Source organism: Variovorax flavidus, from assembly GCF_030317145.1.
GTDB classification, from domain to species: Bacteria; Pseudomonadota; Gammaproteobacteria; order Burkholderiales; family Burkholderiaceae_C; genus Variovorax; species Variovorax flavidus.
The window spans coordinates 856,397-871,778 of record NZ_JASZYE010000002.1 but is presented as its reverse complement, the minus strand read 5'-3'; the positions used below and the strand labels follow the sequence as shown (position 1 = coordinate 871,778).

The following is a 15,382-nucleotide window of genomic DNA, read 5'->3' as shown; positions in this document are numbered from 1 at the left end:
GGACGCGCTATCGCTGGCCGAAGCTTTCCAGTATCTGGAGCACGCTTTCGGCGGCGCCGTCGAGCGACGCGCGCGGGCGGTGCGCGATGCCCAGATGCCGCGTGAGCTTCGGGCTCAGCGGCAGCACTTGCAGTCGCTCATTGAAGTCCGCACCCACCGGTTGATGCACCGGCAGCACCGCCGCGCCGTAACCGGCGGCGACCAGAGCGAGCATCGCCGCGTCGTAGTTGAGTTCGAGGCGCGGGCGCGGTGACTCGCCGGCCGTCGCGAACCATTCCATCGTGAGCCGGTACATGTGCGTGGTCGCGTCATTGATGATCAGGGGCCTCTCGGCCAGCCATGGCGGTGTGATGCGCTTCGGCGCCTCCCACTTCTTCGGCAGGAAAGCCATCATCGGCTGGCTGCGCCAGCGCGTGATCGTCAGGTCGCGTGTCGGAGGCTGCGGGATCGCCACGAGCCCGATGTCCAGCGTGCCCATCGCAAGGCGCGCCATGGCCTCGCCCGAGCCAAGGATACTGACCTCGACATCGATACCGGCATGGTCACGCTTCAACGCCTCGAGCACCTGCGGCAGAAGCTCGACGACTACGCCTGTCGATGTGCCCAGACGCACGCGGCCTACGCGGCCCTCGGCCTGACGTCGCACGGCGTCCACCGCATCGTCCGCATCGCGCAGCAGGCGCCGCGCGCGCTCCACCAGTGCCACGCCCGCCGCGGTGGGTGTGACGCGGCGGCTGCCCCGCACGACCAGCCGGGCGCCGAGTCGCGATTCGAGTTCGCTAATGTGCAGGCTGACGGTGGGCTGCGCGAGGTGCAGCGCCCGCGAGGCGGCCGAGAAAGTGCCGAGGTCCACGATGGACACAAGGGTACGGAGCTGGTCGAGGTTGAGCTGTCTCATCAGTAAATCTGATCGGTTGCTACAGAAATCTCAACTTCCACAATAGCACGCGAACTTGCACCATGGCATCCCGTCCAAGGAGCCTCTCATGCCATCGCCCAAGTCCGCCCTCTTTGTCGCCATCGCGGAGAGGATTCGCAACGTGCGCCGAACTCTCCAGGATCAACGCCTGCTGCGAGCGATGAGCGAACGCGAATTGAGCGATCTCGGCGTCGGCCGCAGCGAGATTCCCGGACTGCTTCAGGAAAGCGCAGCGATCGGCTGCGCGCGGGTCAGCGATGCTGTGGCGCCGGGGAGTGGGCTACGCAGTCATGCGCGGTATGCCGGGGCTGCTGGGCGAGCAGCGCGGCCGTGACGCCGTTGGTCCAGCCGAAGCCATCCTGCAGCGGGTATTCGCCGCCGCTGCCGCCTTCGGTGTCATCGTGCTCCACGTGCCGCAGGGCGTACTTCTCGACCAGCTTGCCCTCGCGCTCGTAGACCGCCGCCACGGTCGCGAGCCAGCGCCTGGCAATGGTGCCCGCAAGAGCCTCGTGACCATAGTCGGCGAGGCCGCGAATCGCCATCCATTGCAGCGCCGCCCAGCCGTTGGGCTGGTCCCATTGCTGGTCGCTGCCGCATTCGGTGGTCGACAGGCCGCCGTGCGCCAGCAGTCGCCGTGACACGGTGTCCGCCAACGCCTTTGCCTGCGCCGGTTCGGCGACGCCCACGAAGAGTGGCACCACACAGGCCGCGGTGAGGCAATCGCGCAGTTCGCCGCGGCGCCAGTCGTAGTCGAAATAGGCGTTGTGCCTCGGGTCCCAGAAATATTGGTGAATCGCCGCCTTGCGCTCGTCGGCACGCGCGGCGAATTCTCGTGCGGCAGTGGCGTCGCCGGCTTGCTGTGCAAGCGCAGCGATCTTCGATTCCAGCTTGTAGAGGAACGCATTGAGGTCCACCGGCAGGATCTCGGTGGTGCAGATGCTCGACAGCGATGGCGCTGTGCCTGCGCGCACGTGGGGAAGAGTCCGCTGCCCGCTGTGCGGCGGCGGCGACCGCAGCCAGCGGGTACTGAAATCCCAACCCGATTCACAGGCCGCGCGGATGTCGCGGTAGATCTCGGCGGGGTCGCGCTGACAGGATTGCGCCGTCGTCACGTCCTCGATCCACGACTCCTCGCGCGGCGTGTCACGCTCGTCCCAATAGCGATTGAGCAAGGCGCCGCCGGGCAAACGCACCACGCGGCGTGCGGCCTGTCCATCCGCCAGGCCGTCGCTGCCCTGCATCCAGAACGCATGCTCCTTGCGAAGCTGCGGCAGGAAGTCGAGTTCGTTCGCCACGCCGCGCTGCTGCAATAGTTCGACCATCAACGCAAACACCGGCGGCTGCGAGCGGCTCAGGTAGTAGATGCGGGTGCCGTTCGGCACATGGCCGTAGGTGTCGATCAGATAGGCGAAGTTCTCCAGCATGTCGCGCATGAGTTGCGCATAGCCGTCGCCGTGCAGGCCCAGCAGGGTGAAGTACGAGTCCCAGTAGTACAGCTCGCGAAAGCGTCCGCCCGGCACGATGTATGGATGCGGCAGTTGCAGCAGCGACGACTGCGGCGGATGGGCTTGCGGATGCCGCGTGAGCACGTTCCACAGATCGTCGATGTGCGCTGCGATGGGCTGGCCGGGCACCGACACATAGTCGGAAGGCGCCTGCTCCAGGACGTCGAAATGCGCGTGCACGAAAGCCGCGAGATCGAAGCCGGGTTGCGGCGATTGCGCGCGGTAGGCCGCCAGGATGTCCGCCGGCTCGATGCGCGGCGCACAGTCGACGAAGCTCTTGCTGTCCGAGAAGACGTGGTTCGACTGGACCGCGATGAAGAGTTCTTCGTAGCGGTCGGCCGGCGTCAGCGTGTCCGGGGCAGGCGCGGCGGCCGCGCGCGTGGAGCGCTGCGTGCCGGCCGTGCCCACGTGGCTCACACCACGCCCGCCTCGCGCAGCGCGGTGCGCCGCTTTTCGTCGATACCCAGTTCGGCCAACACCTCATCGGTGTGCTGCCCCAATGCGGGCGGCGCGTGACGCAGCACCGGCGGGGTGGCCTGCAGGCGCAGCGGGCTTGCGACGCCGACGATCTGTTCGATGCCATCGCCCGCATCGCGCGGCAGGCTCACGGCGAGTCCGCGCGCCTTGACCTGGTCGTCATCGAAAGCCTGCGCGATGTCGTTGATCGGGCCGCAGGGCACGGCCTTGTCTTCGAGCAGCGCGATCCACTCGGCGGTCGTGCGGGTGCGAGTCACCTCTTCCATCGGGGGAATCAGCACTTCCCGGTGCTTCACGCGCAGCGTGTTGGTGGCAAAGCGCGGATCACTGGCCCACTCCGCATGGCCGGCGGCTTCGCAGAAGCGGGCGAACTGACCGTTGTTGCCGATGGCCAGCAGCATCGCTCCGTCCTTGGTGCGGAAGTCCTGGTAGGGCGCGAGGCTCGGATGGCTGTTGCCCTGCCGCTGCGGCGCCACGCCGGTGTTGAGGAAGGCACTGGCCTGGTTGGCGAGGATCGCCATGCCGACGTCGAGCAGCGCCATGTCGATGTGCTGGCCCTCGCCGGTGCGGTGCCGCACTTCGAGCGCGGCGAGGATCGCGGTGCTCGCATAGACGCCGGTGAACAGGTCGGTCAGCGCCACACCCACGCGCAGCGGTCCGCCGCCGGGCGCGTCATCGGGACGGCCGGTGATGCTCATCATGCCGCTGGTGGCCTGGATCATCAGGTCGTAGCCGGCGCGCGAGGCGTGCGGGCCGTCGTGGCCGAAGCCGGTCACGCTGCAATAGATGAGGCGCGGATTGGCCGCGCGCAGGGATTCGTAGTCGAGCCCGTATTGCCTGAGCCCGCCGGTCTTGAAGTTCTCGACCAGGATGTCGCTCTGTGCGGCCATCTGCTTCAGCAGCGCCTGCCCTTCGCCCGTGGCCATGTCGATGGTCACGGAGCGCTTGTTGCGATTGCAGGCGGTGAAGTAGGTCGCCTGGTTGGTGTCCCGCCCTTCGGCGTCCTTCAGGAAGGGCGGGCCCCAGGTGCGCGTGTCGTCGCCGACGCCGGGACGTTCGATCTTGACGACGTCCGCGCCCAGGTCCGCCAGGATCTGCGTGCACCACGGGCCCGCGAGCACGCGGGAGAGGTCCAGAACCTTCAGGCCCGCGAGGGCGCCTTCCTTCGGCGCAGCCATGTCAGTTGGCAAAGGCGGCGATGCCTGTCTGGGCACGACCGAGGATCAGCGCATGGATGTCGTGCGTGCCTTCGTAGGTGTTCACGACTTCGAGGTTGACCAGATGCCGCGCCACGCCGAACTCGTCGCTGATGCCGTTGCCGCCCATCATGTCGCGGGCCAGGCGTGCAATGTCCAGCGCCTTGCCGCAGGAATTGCGCTTGAGCAGGGAGGTCACTTCGACCGATGCCGTGCCTTCGTCCTTCATGCGGCCGAGGCGCAGGCAACCTTGCAGGCCCAGCGTGATCTCGGTCTGCATGTCGGCCAGCTTCTTCTGGATCAGCTGGTTGGCTGCGAGCGGGCGGCCGAACTGCTTGCGGTCCAGCGTGTACTGGCGTGCGCGGTGCCAGCAGTCCTCGGCGGCGCCGAGTGCGCCCCAGGAGATGCCGTAGCGGGCGCTGTTGAGGCAGGTGAACGGACCCTTGAGGCCCTGCACTTCGGGGAAGGCGTTTTCCTCGGGGCAGAACACGTTGTCCATGACGATCTCGCCGGTGATCGAGGCACGCAAGCCGACCTTGCCGTGGATGGCGGGCGCGCTCAGGCCCTTGGCGCCCTTCTCCAGCACGAAGCCGCGGATCGGGCCGACGGCGCCGCTCTCGCTGACTTCCTTGGCCCAGACGACGAACACGTCGGCGATCGGGCTGTTGCTGATCCACATCTTGGCGCCGGTGAGCGAGTAGCCGCCGGGCACCTTCTTGGCGCGCGTGACCATGCTGCCGGGGTCGGAGCCGTGATCGGGCTCGGTGAGGCCGAAGCAGCCGATCCACTCGCCGGTGGCAAGCTTGGGCAGGAACTTCTGCTTTTGCGCTTCGGAGCCGAACTCGAAGATGGGAACCATCACGAGCGAGCTTTGCACGCTGGCCATGGAGCGATAGCCGGAGTCGACGCGCTCGACTTCGCGCGCGATCAGGCCGTAGCAGACGTAGTTGAGGCCGGGGCCGCCGTATTGCTCGGGGATGGTCGGGCCGAGGAGGCCGAGTGCGCCCATCTCGCGGAAGATGCCCGGATCGGTTTCGCCGTTGCGGAAGCCTTCGAGCACGCGGGGGGCGAGACGCTCCTGGCAGTAGGCATTGGCGGCATCGCGCACCATGCGCTCGTCGTCGGTGAGCTGCTGGTCGAGGAGAAGGGGGTCGTCCCAATGAAATGCGGCGTGCTTGGCCATGTGAAGTCTCCGAGGGTGGAAGTGCTGAGGTTGGGCGTGATCGTAAGCGCGCGGGGTGATGAGCGCAAACGAGGATTCGACACCCAGTTATGCATTTTTCTCACGTCAAAGCACAATGCGGGCTCGCCGTTCCATAGATGAACTCCTCCCGTCAACTATGTAGGCTTTGCATACCATGCGCCGCAAGATCCCTTCCACCCAGGCCCTGATCTGCTTCGAGGCCGCCGCACGCCACGAAAGCTACACGCGCGCCGCGCAGGAACTGGCGCTGACGCAGAGCGCCGTGTCGCGCCAGATCACCGCGCTGGAAGACTTCCTCGGCATGGCGCTGTTCCGCCGCACGCGCCACGGCGTGGCACTGACGCCGGCCGGCGCCGACTACGCACGGCAGATCGCACGGCAGCTCGACACCATGGAGCGCGACACGCTCGACGCGATGGCGCGGCAGGGCCAGGGCGGCTCGCTCCAGCTCGCGGCAGTGCCGACCTTCGCGACACGCTGGCTGATCCCGCGACTACCGGATTTTGCGGCGAAGCACCCGGACATCACGGTGCACATCGAGACGCGGACGCGGCCCTTCCTGTTCAACGACACGACCTTCGACGCCGCGCTCTATGCCGGCACCGCCGCGCAGACGGCCAACTGGGCCGGCACGCAATCGACGGTGCTGCTCAATGAAGACGTGGTGCCCGTGTGCAGCCCCGCCCTGCTCGCCGGCCGCAAGCCGCTGTCGCCCGCCGCAGTGGCGCGCATGCCGCTATTGCAGCAAAGCACGCGCCCCGATGGTTGGCGCCAATGGTTCGATGCGCAACGCGTGGATTCGGCACGCGCCCACAGCGGGCCGCGCTACGAGCTGTTCTCGATGCTGGCGATCGCGGCGGCGCACGGCCTCGGCGTGGCCTTGATGCCCAGCATGCTGATCGAGGCGGAACTGGCGCGGGGCGAACTCGTCATTGCCTGCGACCGGCCGCTGCGGGGCGAGCGAAGCTATTTCCTGGTGACGCCCGCCACGCACGACGAGCGTCCGGCCCTTACGCTTTTTCGCGCCTGGCTTCTGGCGCAGGCGGGCGCTCCGGGCTCGCCCGCTTCTTCCCTGTCTTCGCTTCCTTCTTCTCCGGCCGCTGCACGCTCGCTATCGCGTCCAGCCCCGCCATCACGTAGCGCATGAGTTCCTCCGCCAACCCCTCGCTGTCCCGCGAGATGGCCGGCAGCAGCTTGGCCGGCACGTCCTTCGGCACGACCATGATCGCCAGGCAGGGCAACAGCGCGAAGACCAGCCCACGCTGAACGGTGGGGTGCTCCGGCGGCAGCCCCATCGCGCCGCTCACGAGACCGAGCATGAATTGCGCCTTCGGGCGGATCGCCTTCTCGATCAGGGTGGGCATCGCGGCCGAGGGCGTCATCACCTCGCGCAGCACCACGCGGAACCCCCACGGCGCGCCTGCGCGCGTTGCCAGCCGCACGAGTTGCGTCAGCACCGTACGCAGCTTCAGCACGGGGTCCTCGACGCCTTCCGCCAGTGCCATCAGGTCTTCGAGGCCCACCACCTGCTGGTGCGCGGCGATGAGCACGGCCTCGTACAAACCGTCGCGGCTACCGAAGTGGTAGTTGACCGACGCCAGCGGCATGCCGGCGCGCTCGCAGATTTCCTTGCTCGTCGCCTCGGCATAGCCGCGCTCGGCAAAGACCTGACCCGCCGTCTCGATCAGAGTCAGCCGCGTGGCATCGCCGTCGGGGCGCGAGGCGCGCCTGGCGGGTACGGTGGATTTCTTCTTCGCGGTCGCTGGCATCTGTAAACCCTGGAAACAAAGTGGCAGTTTGAATTTAAATTCAAATTCGATATCATCAGTCTACTTCATCGACAACGCAGCGTCATCCCGGCGCCACAAGAGACCATGAACAAGAAGCCGATCATCCTGGGCGCCATCGTTCTCCTGGCGGGTGCCGCCTTCGCGGCCTGGTATTTCAACCGGCAACCCGTCGATGCACACAGCCTCGTGCTGTACGGCAACGTCGACCTGCGGCAGGTGTCCCTCGCCTTCAACGGCAGCGAGCGCATCGGCAAGCTCCACGTGCAGGAAGGCGACCGCGTGAAAGCCGGCCAGGTGCTCGGCGAACTCGACACCCGCACCCTGCAACTGCAGGCCGCGCAGGCCGAGGCGCAAATCGCCGTGCAGACGCAGGCGCTGCAACGCCTGAAGAGCGGCAGCCGGCCAGAGGAAGTCGCGCAATCGCGCGCCCAGGTCGCCGCCGCAGCGGCCGATGCCGAGCTGGCGCGCCAGCAACTGGAGCGCCTGCAATCCATCCGCCAGACCACCGTCGGCCGGGCCGTCAGCCAACAGGACATCGACGCCGCGCAGGCGCGCCAGAAGGTGGCGCAGGCGCAGCTCGAGAACGTGCGCAAGGCCCAGCAACTCGTGGTGACGGGGCCGCGCAAGGAAGACATCGCACAGGCGCAGGCGCAACTCGACGTCGCGGTGGCGGCACTGGCCGTGCTCAGGCACCAGTTGCAGGAGGCGCAGCTCAAGGCGCCCATCGATGCGGTGGTGCGCGCCCGGCTGATGGAGCCGGGCGACATGGCCTCGCCGCAGCGGCCCGTCTTCACGCTCGCGATCACCGATCCCAAATGGGTTCGCGCCTACGTGACGGAAGCCGACCTCGGCCGCGTCAGGCCCGGCATGGCCGCGACGCTGAGCACCGACAGCCATCCGGGGCAGCCCTTGCAAGGCAAGGTCGGCTACATCTCATCGGTCGCGGAGTTCACGCCCAAGACCGTGCAGACCGAGGAGTTGCGCAGCAGCCTGGTCTACGAGATCCGCGTGCTGGCCGACGACTCTGAGGACCGGCTGCGCCTCGGCATGCCCGTGACGGTGCGGCTCGCGCTCGACGGCAACGCTACTGCAGCGGGGAGCAAGCCCTGATGGACACGCCCGCCCCGGCGCTCACGGGCCGCGGCCTGCACAAGCGCTTTCAGGTCAAGGGTGCGGCGGACGTGGTTCGTGCACTCGACGACGTGTCGCTCGAAGTCCCTTCCGGCATGCTCACCGCGCTGGTCGGCCCCGACGGCGCCGGCAAGACCACGCTGCTGCGCCTGGCCGCAGGCCTGATGCGCGCCGACCAGGGCACGCTGACGGTGCTGGGCATCGACGTCGCGAAAGACCCCCAGGCCGTGCAGGACCGCATCAGCTACATGCCGCAGCGCTTCGGCCTCTACGAAGACCTGAGCGTGCAAGAGAACCTGGACCTCTACGCCGACCTGCATGGCGTGGGCAAGGCCGAGCGGCGCGAGCGCTATGCACGGCTGATGGAGATGACCGACCTGGGCCGCTTCACCTCGCGGCCTGCGGGCAAGCTCTCCGGCGGCATGAAGCAGAAGCTGGGCCTCGCCTGCACGCTCGTTCGCTCGCCGGCGCTGCTGCTGCTCGATGAGCCGACGGTCGGCGTCGATCCGCTGTCGCGGCGCGAGCTGTGGGAAATCGTGCAGCAGCTCGTCGACGAAGAGCACCTGTCGGTGATCGTCAGCACGGCCTACCTGGACGAGGCCGAGCGCTGCGCGCAGGTCTTCGTGCTGCATGGCGGCAAGCTGATCGCGCAAGGCGCGCCCGGCGAGATCCGCGACAACGCGAAGGATCTCTGCTTCGTCACGACGCCACCGCAAGGCGTGGCGCCGCGCACCTTGCAGGCCCGTCTGCTCGACGCGCCCGAGGCGATCATCGACGCGGTGCCGCAAGGCGGTGAAGTGCGCTTCATCCGCCGGCCCGCGGCGGACGCGGCCTCCATCAACGGCCTGCTCGGCGGCGCACCCGCCGAGCCTGTGCCGGCGCGGCTGGAGGACGGCTTCATGGTGCTGCTGCGCGCCAGGCAATCCGCCGCGAAGGCCAGCGCCGCCACTCCACCGCCCCAAGCCACGCCGACCGCCGACGACCCGGACGAAGTCGTGATCCAGGTGAAAGACCTCGTGCGCAAGTTCGGCGACTTCACCGCCGTCGCGAGCACCAGCTTCGACGTGCGGCGCGGTGAGATCTTCGGCCTGCTCGGCCCCAACGGCGCCGGCAAGACCACCACCTTCCGCATGCTCTGCGGACTGCTGCCGGCCAGCAGCGGCTTTCTGCAGGTGGCCGGCGTCAACCTGCGCACCGCCCGCGCACAGGCGCGCGCCCGCATCGGCTACGTCTCGCAGAAGTTCGCGCTCTACGGCAACCTCTCCGTCACCGAGAACCTGCAGTTCTTCGGCGGCGCCTATGGCCTGCGCGGGCAGCGCCTTCGCGACCGCATGCAGACCGTGCTTCAGCAATTCGACCTGCTCGGCCAGGAGAACGCCACCAGCGGCCAGCTACCCGGCGGCTTCAAGCAGCGGCTTGCGATGGCGACCGGCCTGCTGCACGAGCCGGAGATCCTCTTTCTCGACGAACCCACCAGCGGCACCGACCCGCTGGCGCGGCGCGAGTTCTGGCGGCGCATCACCGCGCTGGCCGCGGCGGGCGTGACGGTGATCATCACCACGCACTTCATGGAAGAGGCGGAGTATTGCGACCGCATCGTGATCCAGGATGCGGGCAAGCTGCTTGCCATCGGAACGCCGCAGCAGGTGCGCGTACAGGCCGGCAGCGCGCCGGACAGCCGGCTTAGCATGGAAGAGGCCTTCATCGACATCGTCACGCAGGCGCGCGATGCCGCCCACGCCCCGGCGCCCGGAGCGGCCGCATGAACACGCCCGCACAGGCTCCCGCAACGCTCAGCCGCTTCTGGCCCCGGCTGATCGCCCTCACGCGCAAGGAGACGCGCCAACTGCTGCGCGATCCGAGCAGCATGGCGATCGGCATCCTGCTGCCGATCATCCTGATCCTCATCTTCGGCTACGGGCTCTCGCTCGACGTGAAGAACGCGCCGATGGCCGTCGTGCTCGAAGACACTTCGCCCACCGCCGTGCAGGCCGTCTCGGGCCTGCAGCTCGCGCCCTACATCTCGCCCGTGATGCTGACCTCGATGCGCGAGGCCGAGACGCTCATGCACCAGCGCAAGGTCGATGGCATCGTGCGCGTGCCGGGCGACTTCTCTCGCCGGCTCGCGGCCGGCAATGCCAGCATCCAGGTGATCGTGCATGGCGCGGATGCGAACAAGGCCGGCATCGTGCTGCGCTACGCGAGCGGCGCCCTCGCGCAGAACCCCTTGCGGATGGCCGACCAGGGTGCCGGCACCGCCGCCGGCGTCGGCTCGGTCACCATCGAGCAGCGGCTGTGGTTCAACACCGCCAACACCAGCACCTGGTATCTGGTGCCGGGTCTCATCGTGCTCATCATGACGCTGGTCGGCGCCTTCCTCACCGCGCTCGTGATGGCGCGCGAATGGGAGCGCGGCACGCTGGAGGCGCTGTTCGTCACGCCCGTGCGGCCGGTGGAGATCCTGCTGGCGAAGATCATTCCCTACTTCGGCATCGGCATGGTCGGTCTGCTGCTGTGCCTCGTCGCGGCACGCTTCCTGTTCGAGGTGCCGATGTACGGATCGCTCGCCGTCATTGTCGTCAGCGCGATGCTCTACCTGCTGGTCGCGGTGGGCGTGGGGCTGGTCATCTCCTCCGTCACGCGCAATCAGTTCCTTGCGAGCCAGGTGGCGCTGATCTCGAGCTTCCTGCCGTCGCTGATGCTGTCGGGCTTTCTGTTCGACCTGCGCAACGTGCCGACCGTCGTCCGCGTCGTGGGGCAGGCGCTGCCGGCGACCTACTTCATGGAGCTGGTGCGCACCCTCTTCCTCGCAGGCAACGTCTGGCCGCTGATCTTCAGGAACTGCGCGATCCTGATGCTGTATGCGGTCGTGCTGCTCTGCGTCGCGCGATTCGTCACGCGCAAGAACCTCGACTGAAGATCATGACCGGCTCATTCCTCGACTTCGTGCGGCGCGTCGCCAACCTCTGCCGCAAGGAGCTGCTGGCGATCCTCAAGGACCCGTCCAGCCGCGTCATCCTGATCGTGCCGGCGCTGATGCAGAGCCTGCTCTTCGGCTATGCCGCCACCTACGACCTGAGCCGGGTCGACTACGCCCTGCTCGACCAGAGCCGCAGCGGCGCGTCGACCGCGCTCATCGCCAAGCTCGACGGCACCGGCGTCTTCCGCCGCGCCGCGACCCTGACGTCGCCGAACGAGATCGCGCCCATCGTCAATTCGCAGGACGCGCTGGTCGTGATCCAGATCGGTCCGCAGTTCGAGCAGCAGCTCAACGCGGGCGAGTCGGCGCCGATCCAGGTCATCCTCGATGCGCGCAACTCCAACACCGCGGGCTCGGCGGCGGGCTTCGTCAATTCCGTCGTGACAGCCTTCAACGACGAATGGCGGCTGAAGCACGGCGGCCTCAAGGCGCCTGTCTCCATCGAATCGCGCGCGTGGTTCAACCCCAACCTGGAGACGCGCTGGAACTTCATGCCCGGCATGATCGCCGCGCTCAGCATGATCCAGACCCTGCTGCTGACCGCGCTCTCCGTGGCGCGCGAGCGCGAGCAAGGCACCTTCGACCAACTGCTCGTGACCCCGCTGTCACCCACCGAGATCATGATCGGCAAGGCCATTCCGCCAGTGATGATCGGGCTGGTGCAATCCACGCTGGTGCTGCTCATCACGCTGCTGTGGTTCAGGGTGCCGATGGCGGGCTCCTTCGTCACGCTCTACATCGGACTGTCGTTCTTCACCATCGCGAGCGTGGGCATCGGGCTCTCGATCTCGGCGGTGTCGGCCAACATGCAGCAGGCCATGCTCTACACCTTCGTGCTGATCATGCCGATGATGCTGCTGTCGGGCCTGACCACGCCGGTGAGCAACATGCCGCGCGCGTTGCAGATCGCGACGATGGCCAATCCGCTGCGCTTTGCGATCGACCTCGTGCAGCGCGTGTATCTCGAAGGCGTGGGGCTGCTGACCGTCTGGCACAACCTCATTCCCCTTTTCATCATCGCGGCCGTCACGCTGCCGCTCGCCGCCTGGCTCTTCCGCCATAGGCTTGTATGACCGCCCAGCTGAAAGGCAAATCATGAAGACTTCGGCCCACCCTCTCCGCACCACGGCGTGTCTTGCCGGCGTGCTGGCTGCTGCATGGCTTTCCGGCTGCGCCGTCGGGCCCGATTTCAAACCCCAGGTGCCAGAGGCGCCTGCCAATTTCGCTGCATGGCATGGCGGCTCGCCGGAACTGCTCGACCCGCAACGCACCGCACCGGCCGCCGCCACGGCGCCGCAGAACTGGTCGATGTTCGGCGACCCGGTGCTCGATGCGCTGGAGGCCAAGGCCCTCGCCGCCAACCAGGATCTGCAGACCGCCGCGCTGCGCTTTGCGCAGAGCCGCGCGCAGCTCGCGGTGGTCAATTCGCAGAAGAGCATCCAGGTCAATGCCAGCGCAGGCGCGACGCGGCTGCGCGAGAGCGAGGACGGCGAGATGACGCGGCTGCTCGGCGCGCTGAACCCGGCGAACCGCGACGAGTTGGTCAAGGTGCTGAGCGAGCCGCACAACTTCTATCAGGCCGGCTTCGATGCCTCGTGGGAAATCGACCTCTGGGGCCGCGTGCGTCGCTCCGTCGAGGCCGCCGATGCCAACGTCGCCGCATCGAAGGCCCTGCTCGCGCAGGTGCAGCTCAGCGTGCAGGCCGAAGTGGCGCGGCACTACTTCGAGTTACGCGCCGTGCAGCGGCAGATCCGCCTCGCACGCGAGGACATCACGGCCGCCGAGGAGACACTGGACCTGGTCAAGGCCCGAGCCGACGGCGGACTCACCACCGACCTCGACGTCACGCGCCAGAGCGCGCAGGCCGCCGACCTCCGTGCACGCTTGCCGCAGCTGCTGGTGCAGGAGGCGCAGGCCATCAACCAGATCACCCTGCTCGTCGCCGAACGGCCCGGTGCGCTGCAGGCGCAACTGGCGCCGCCGCCCGACACGTCCGCGGCGGCCGCGCTGCCCGATCTGTCGCTGGGCCTGCCTTCGGAGATGGCGCTGCGCCGGCCCGACATCCAGATGGCACAGGCGCAACTGCACGCTGCCACCGCGAGCATCGGCGTGGCCGTGGCCGACCTGTATCCGCGCATCACGCTGGGCGCGAACTTCGGCTTTGAATCGGTGAACAGCGGCAGCTTCGGCGACTGGGGCAGCCGCAAGTGGGCCATCGGCCCGAACCTGCAACTGCCCATCTTCGACGGCGGCCGCCGCCGCGCGACTGTGAACCTGCGCGAACTGCAGCAACAGGAGGCCGCCGTGGCCTACCAGCAGACCGTGCTGAAGGCATGGCACGAGATTGACGACGCGTTGAACGTCTACACGGCGGAGCGGCGCCGCAATGCCCAACTCGCGGTGAGGGAGCGCAGCAGCCGGGACGCGCTGCAACTGGCGCGCGTGCGGTATGACCACGGGCTCACGGACTTTCTGGTTCAGCTGGACGCGCAGCGGACGTGGCTGCAGGCGCAGAGGGACTACGCAGAGAGCACGAGCCGGCTGGCGTTGGGGCTGGTGGCTGTATCGAAGGCGTTGGGTGGGGCGGGCGATGTCACGGGAAGTTCGTGAGCGGAGGGTCGTGATCTTCCTTGAAGGCCTGCTGGTGCTCGCCACGCTCTGCGCTCTTGCGCCGCATCGCATTGGCGATCAAATTACGGTTCCACGATGATTTCGGAGAACCAGATGGACCTTCCGCTTCGCGATGCGCCGCAGCGCTTTGTCATCAGCCACCACACCGAGGCGGACTTCAGGACCGGTGGCTTGCGGGACTACTCGTCCTATCGCGATCTGGGGGTCGCTGCTGCGACGAACGGGTTGGCTGAAGCCCATGTGATCCGCATGACCGCGCCCTTCCGGCCAGAGCTCAGCCAGCGGCATCATCACAACGTGCAGTTCCAGATGGTCTACTGCCTAAAGGGGTGGTTCGAGACGGACTTCGAGGGCATCGGACCACAGCGACTGGTCGCCGGTTCGAGCTGGGTCCAGCCGCCCGGCATTCGCCACACCGTCGTCGGCTGGTCGGAGGACTGCGAGTTGCTCGAAATCCTCCTGCCCGCTGACCACGAGACCGTCAACGACTCGTAGAAGGCACTTCGACAACCTGGTTGCTTCGGGCGCTCCGGAGCAATGCCTCGAGGGTCGCGGCGTTGTCGACGCTGGCTGCTGCGGCTCGCTCGATCGCGTCGTAGTCCAGGCGACCCACGACGTCCGCAAAGGCTTCGGCCGCAAACCGGAAGCCGCTTCCGGCGCCTGCCTTGATGGTCTCGAACGGGACGGAATTGGCCGTGCCGCGGCGCAGGCGCAACTGGCTCGTCAAGTACCCGAATGCGTCGCCCGTCGCGGACGCACTGGTGTGATTCAGGAATTCGGTTTCGAGCGTGCCGGCGGAGCCGGCGATGGTCGCGTGCCGCATGTTGGCGACGTCCATGGCACACGAGAGTTGAGCACGCCGGCCATCGGCATAGTGCAGCGTCGCCATCATGCTGATGTCCACGCCACTCTCCGCCCAGCTCGCATCAGCCTGGACCCGGACGGGCGCGCAGCCCATGACGAGCCGGATCAGGCTCAGCGGATAGCTCCCCGCGTCCAGCAAGGCGCCGCCGCCGAGTTCGGGCTTCATCCGGATATTGGTCTGGGCATTGGCCAACAGGAATCCGAAGCTGGCCTGAACGGATCGCACGCTGCCGATCGCGCCATCCCGGATGAGCTGGAGCATCGCGCCGGTCTGCGGCTGGAAATAGTAGGGATAGGCCTCCAGCAGCATCACCTTGTGACGCCGCGCTGCGTCGAACATGGCCCTGGCTTCGTCCACGCCCAGCGCCAGCGGCTTCTCGCACAGCACGTGCTTGCCCGCCTCCGCTGCCTTGATCGCCCATTCGGCGTGGAGGCTGTTGGGAAGCGGGACGTAGATCGCATCGACATCCGGATCGGCAAGCAATGCCTCGTAGCTTCCATGATGGCGGCCGATGTCTTGGGCCTTCGCGAATGCGGCGGCGGTCTCCGCGTTCCGGCTGGCCGCCGCGACCACACGCACCATGGTGCTGGACGCGACGTCACGCGTGAACTGCCTCGCAATGTTCGCGCAGCCCAGGATGCCGATGCGCAGGATCTCTTGTTCGGGGGTGGATTTCATTTTTCC

Annotated in this window: 13 protein-coding genes and 1 pseudogene; 8 read left to right on the top strand and 6 right to left on the bottom strand. The window is 67.5% G+C overall.

Annotated features, from left to right (window positions below):
* Window positions 1–7 precede the first annotated feature (7 nt).
* On the bottom strand, window positions 8–898 hold the full coding sequence (locus QTH90_RS14755) for a LysR family transcriptional regulator (protein ID WP_286665296.1): 891 nt from the start codon (window positions 896–898) through the stop codon (window positions 8–10).
* 88 nt (window positions 899–986) lie between these two features.
* On the opposite strand from QTH90_RS14755, the gene QTH90_RS31525 reads away from it, so the two are divergent.
* Window positions 987–1,253, top strand: coding sequence for a YjiS-like domain-containing protein (locus QTH90_RS31525; RefSeq protein WP_353506615.1), 267 nt, complete (start codon window positions 987–989; stop codon window positions 1,251–1,253).
* Here QTH90_RS31525 and treF read toward each other — a convergent pair.
* From treF to QTH90_RS14740, 3 genes are read right to left on the bottom strand one after another with little or no spacing between them, the layout of a single operon-like run.
* On the bottom strand, window positions 1,171–2,841 hold the full coding sequence (gene treF / locus QTH90_RS14750; RefSeq protein WP_286665295.1) for an alpha,alpha-trehalase TreF: 1,671 nt from the start codon (window positions 2,839–2,841) through the stop codon (window positions 1,171–1,173). The genes QTH90_RS31525 and treF overlap by 83 nt on opposite strands.
* Complete coding sequence (locus QTH90_RS14745) at window positions 2,838–4,079, bottom strand: CaiB/BaiF CoA transferase family protein (RefSeq protein ID WP_286665294.1); 1,242 nt, start codon at window positions 4,077–4,079, stop codon at window positions 2,838–2,840. The genes treF and QTH90_RS14745 overlap by 4 nt, the downstream gene beginning before the upstream one ends.
* A 1-nt stretch (window position 4,080) precedes the next feature.
* Complete coding sequence (locus QTH90_RS14740; protein ID WP_286665293.1) at window positions 4,081–5,280, bottom strand: acyl-CoA dehydrogenase; 1,200 nt, start codon at window positions 5,278–5,280, stop codon at window positions 4,081–4,083.
* A 175-nt stretch (window positions 5,281–5,455) separates the two neighbouring features.
* Here QTH90_RS14740 and QTH90_RS14735 point away from each other — a divergent pair, with 175 nt between their 5' ends.
* On the top strand, window positions 5,456–6,448 hold the full coding sequence (locus tag QTH90_RS14735) for a LysR substrate-binding domain-containing protein (RefSeq protein WP_286665292.1): 993 nt from the start codon (window positions 5,456–5,458) through the stop codon (window positions 6,446–6,448).
* Between the two features lie 28 nt (window positions 6,449–6,476).
* Here QTH90_RS14735 and QTH90_RS14730 read toward each other — a convergent pair.
* A pseudogene (locus tag QTH90_RS14730) lies at window positions 6,477–7,070 on the bottom strand (TetR/AcrR family transcriptional regulator); the annotation flags it as partial.
* 105 nt (window positions 7,071–7,175) lie between these two features.
* On the opposite strand from QTH90_RS14730, the gene QTH90_RS14725 reads away from it, so the two are divergent.
* The 6 genes from QTH90_RS14725 (at window position 7,176) to QTH90_RS14700 (ending at window position 14,328) form a co-directional block, all read left to right on the top strand.
* Window positions 7,176–8,201 carry an HlyD family secretion protein gene (locus tag QTH90_RS14725; protein ID WP_286665291.1) on the top strand — a complete coding sequence of 342 codons (1,026 nt, stop codon included), beginning with the start codon at window positions 7,176–7,178 and terminating at the stop codon, window positions 8,199–8,201.
* Window positions 8,201–9,988: an ATP-binding cassette domain-containing protein gene (locus tag QTH90_RS14720; protein WP_286665290.1), complete on the top strand. Its 1,788-nt coding sequence runs from the start codon at window positions 8,201–8,203 to the stop codon at window positions 9,986–9,988. Before QTH90_RS14725 ends, QTH90_RS14720 begins: the two co-directional genes overlap by 1 nt.
* Complete coding sequence (locus tag QTH90_RS14715; protein ID WP_286665289.1) at window positions 9,985–11,139, top strand: ABC transporter permease; 1,155 nt, start codon at window positions 9,985–9,987, stop codon at window positions 11,137–11,139. Before QTH90_RS14720 ends, QTH90_RS14715 begins: the two co-directional genes overlap by 4 nt.
* Before the next feature lie 5 nt (window positions 11,140–11,144).
* Window positions 11,145–12,275 carry an ABC transporter permease gene (locus QTH90_RS14710; RefSeq protein ID WP_286665288.1) on the top strand — a complete coding sequence of 377 codons (1,131 nt, stop codon included), beginning with the start codon at window positions 11,145–11,147 and terminating at the stop codon, window positions 12,273–12,275.
* Between the two features lie 22 nt (window positions 12,276–12,297).
* Complete coding sequence (locus QTH90_RS14705) at window positions 12,298–13,812, top strand: efflux transporter outer membrane subunit (RefSeq protein WP_286665287.1); 1,515 nt, start codon at window positions 12,298–12,300, stop codon at window positions 13,810–13,812.
* A 114-nt stretch (window positions 13,813–13,926) separates the two neighbouring features.
* Complete coding sequence (locus QTH90_RS14700) at window positions 13,927–14,328, top strand: cupin domain-containing protein (protein ID WP_286665286.1); 402 nt, start codon at window positions 13,927–13,929, stop codon at window positions 14,326–14,328.
* On the opposite strand, the gene QTH90_RS14695 is transcribed toward QTH90_RS14700, so the two are convergent.
* Window positions 14,315–15,376, bottom strand: coding sequence for a Gfo/Idh/MocA family protein (locus tag QTH90_RS14695; protein ID WP_286665285.1), 1,062 nt, complete (start codon window positions 15,374–15,376; stop codon window positions 14,315–14,317). The two genes, QTH90_RS14700 and QTH90_RS14695, sit on opposite strands and share 14 nt — an antisense overlap.
* Window positions 15,377–15,382: the final 6 nt, after the last annotated feature.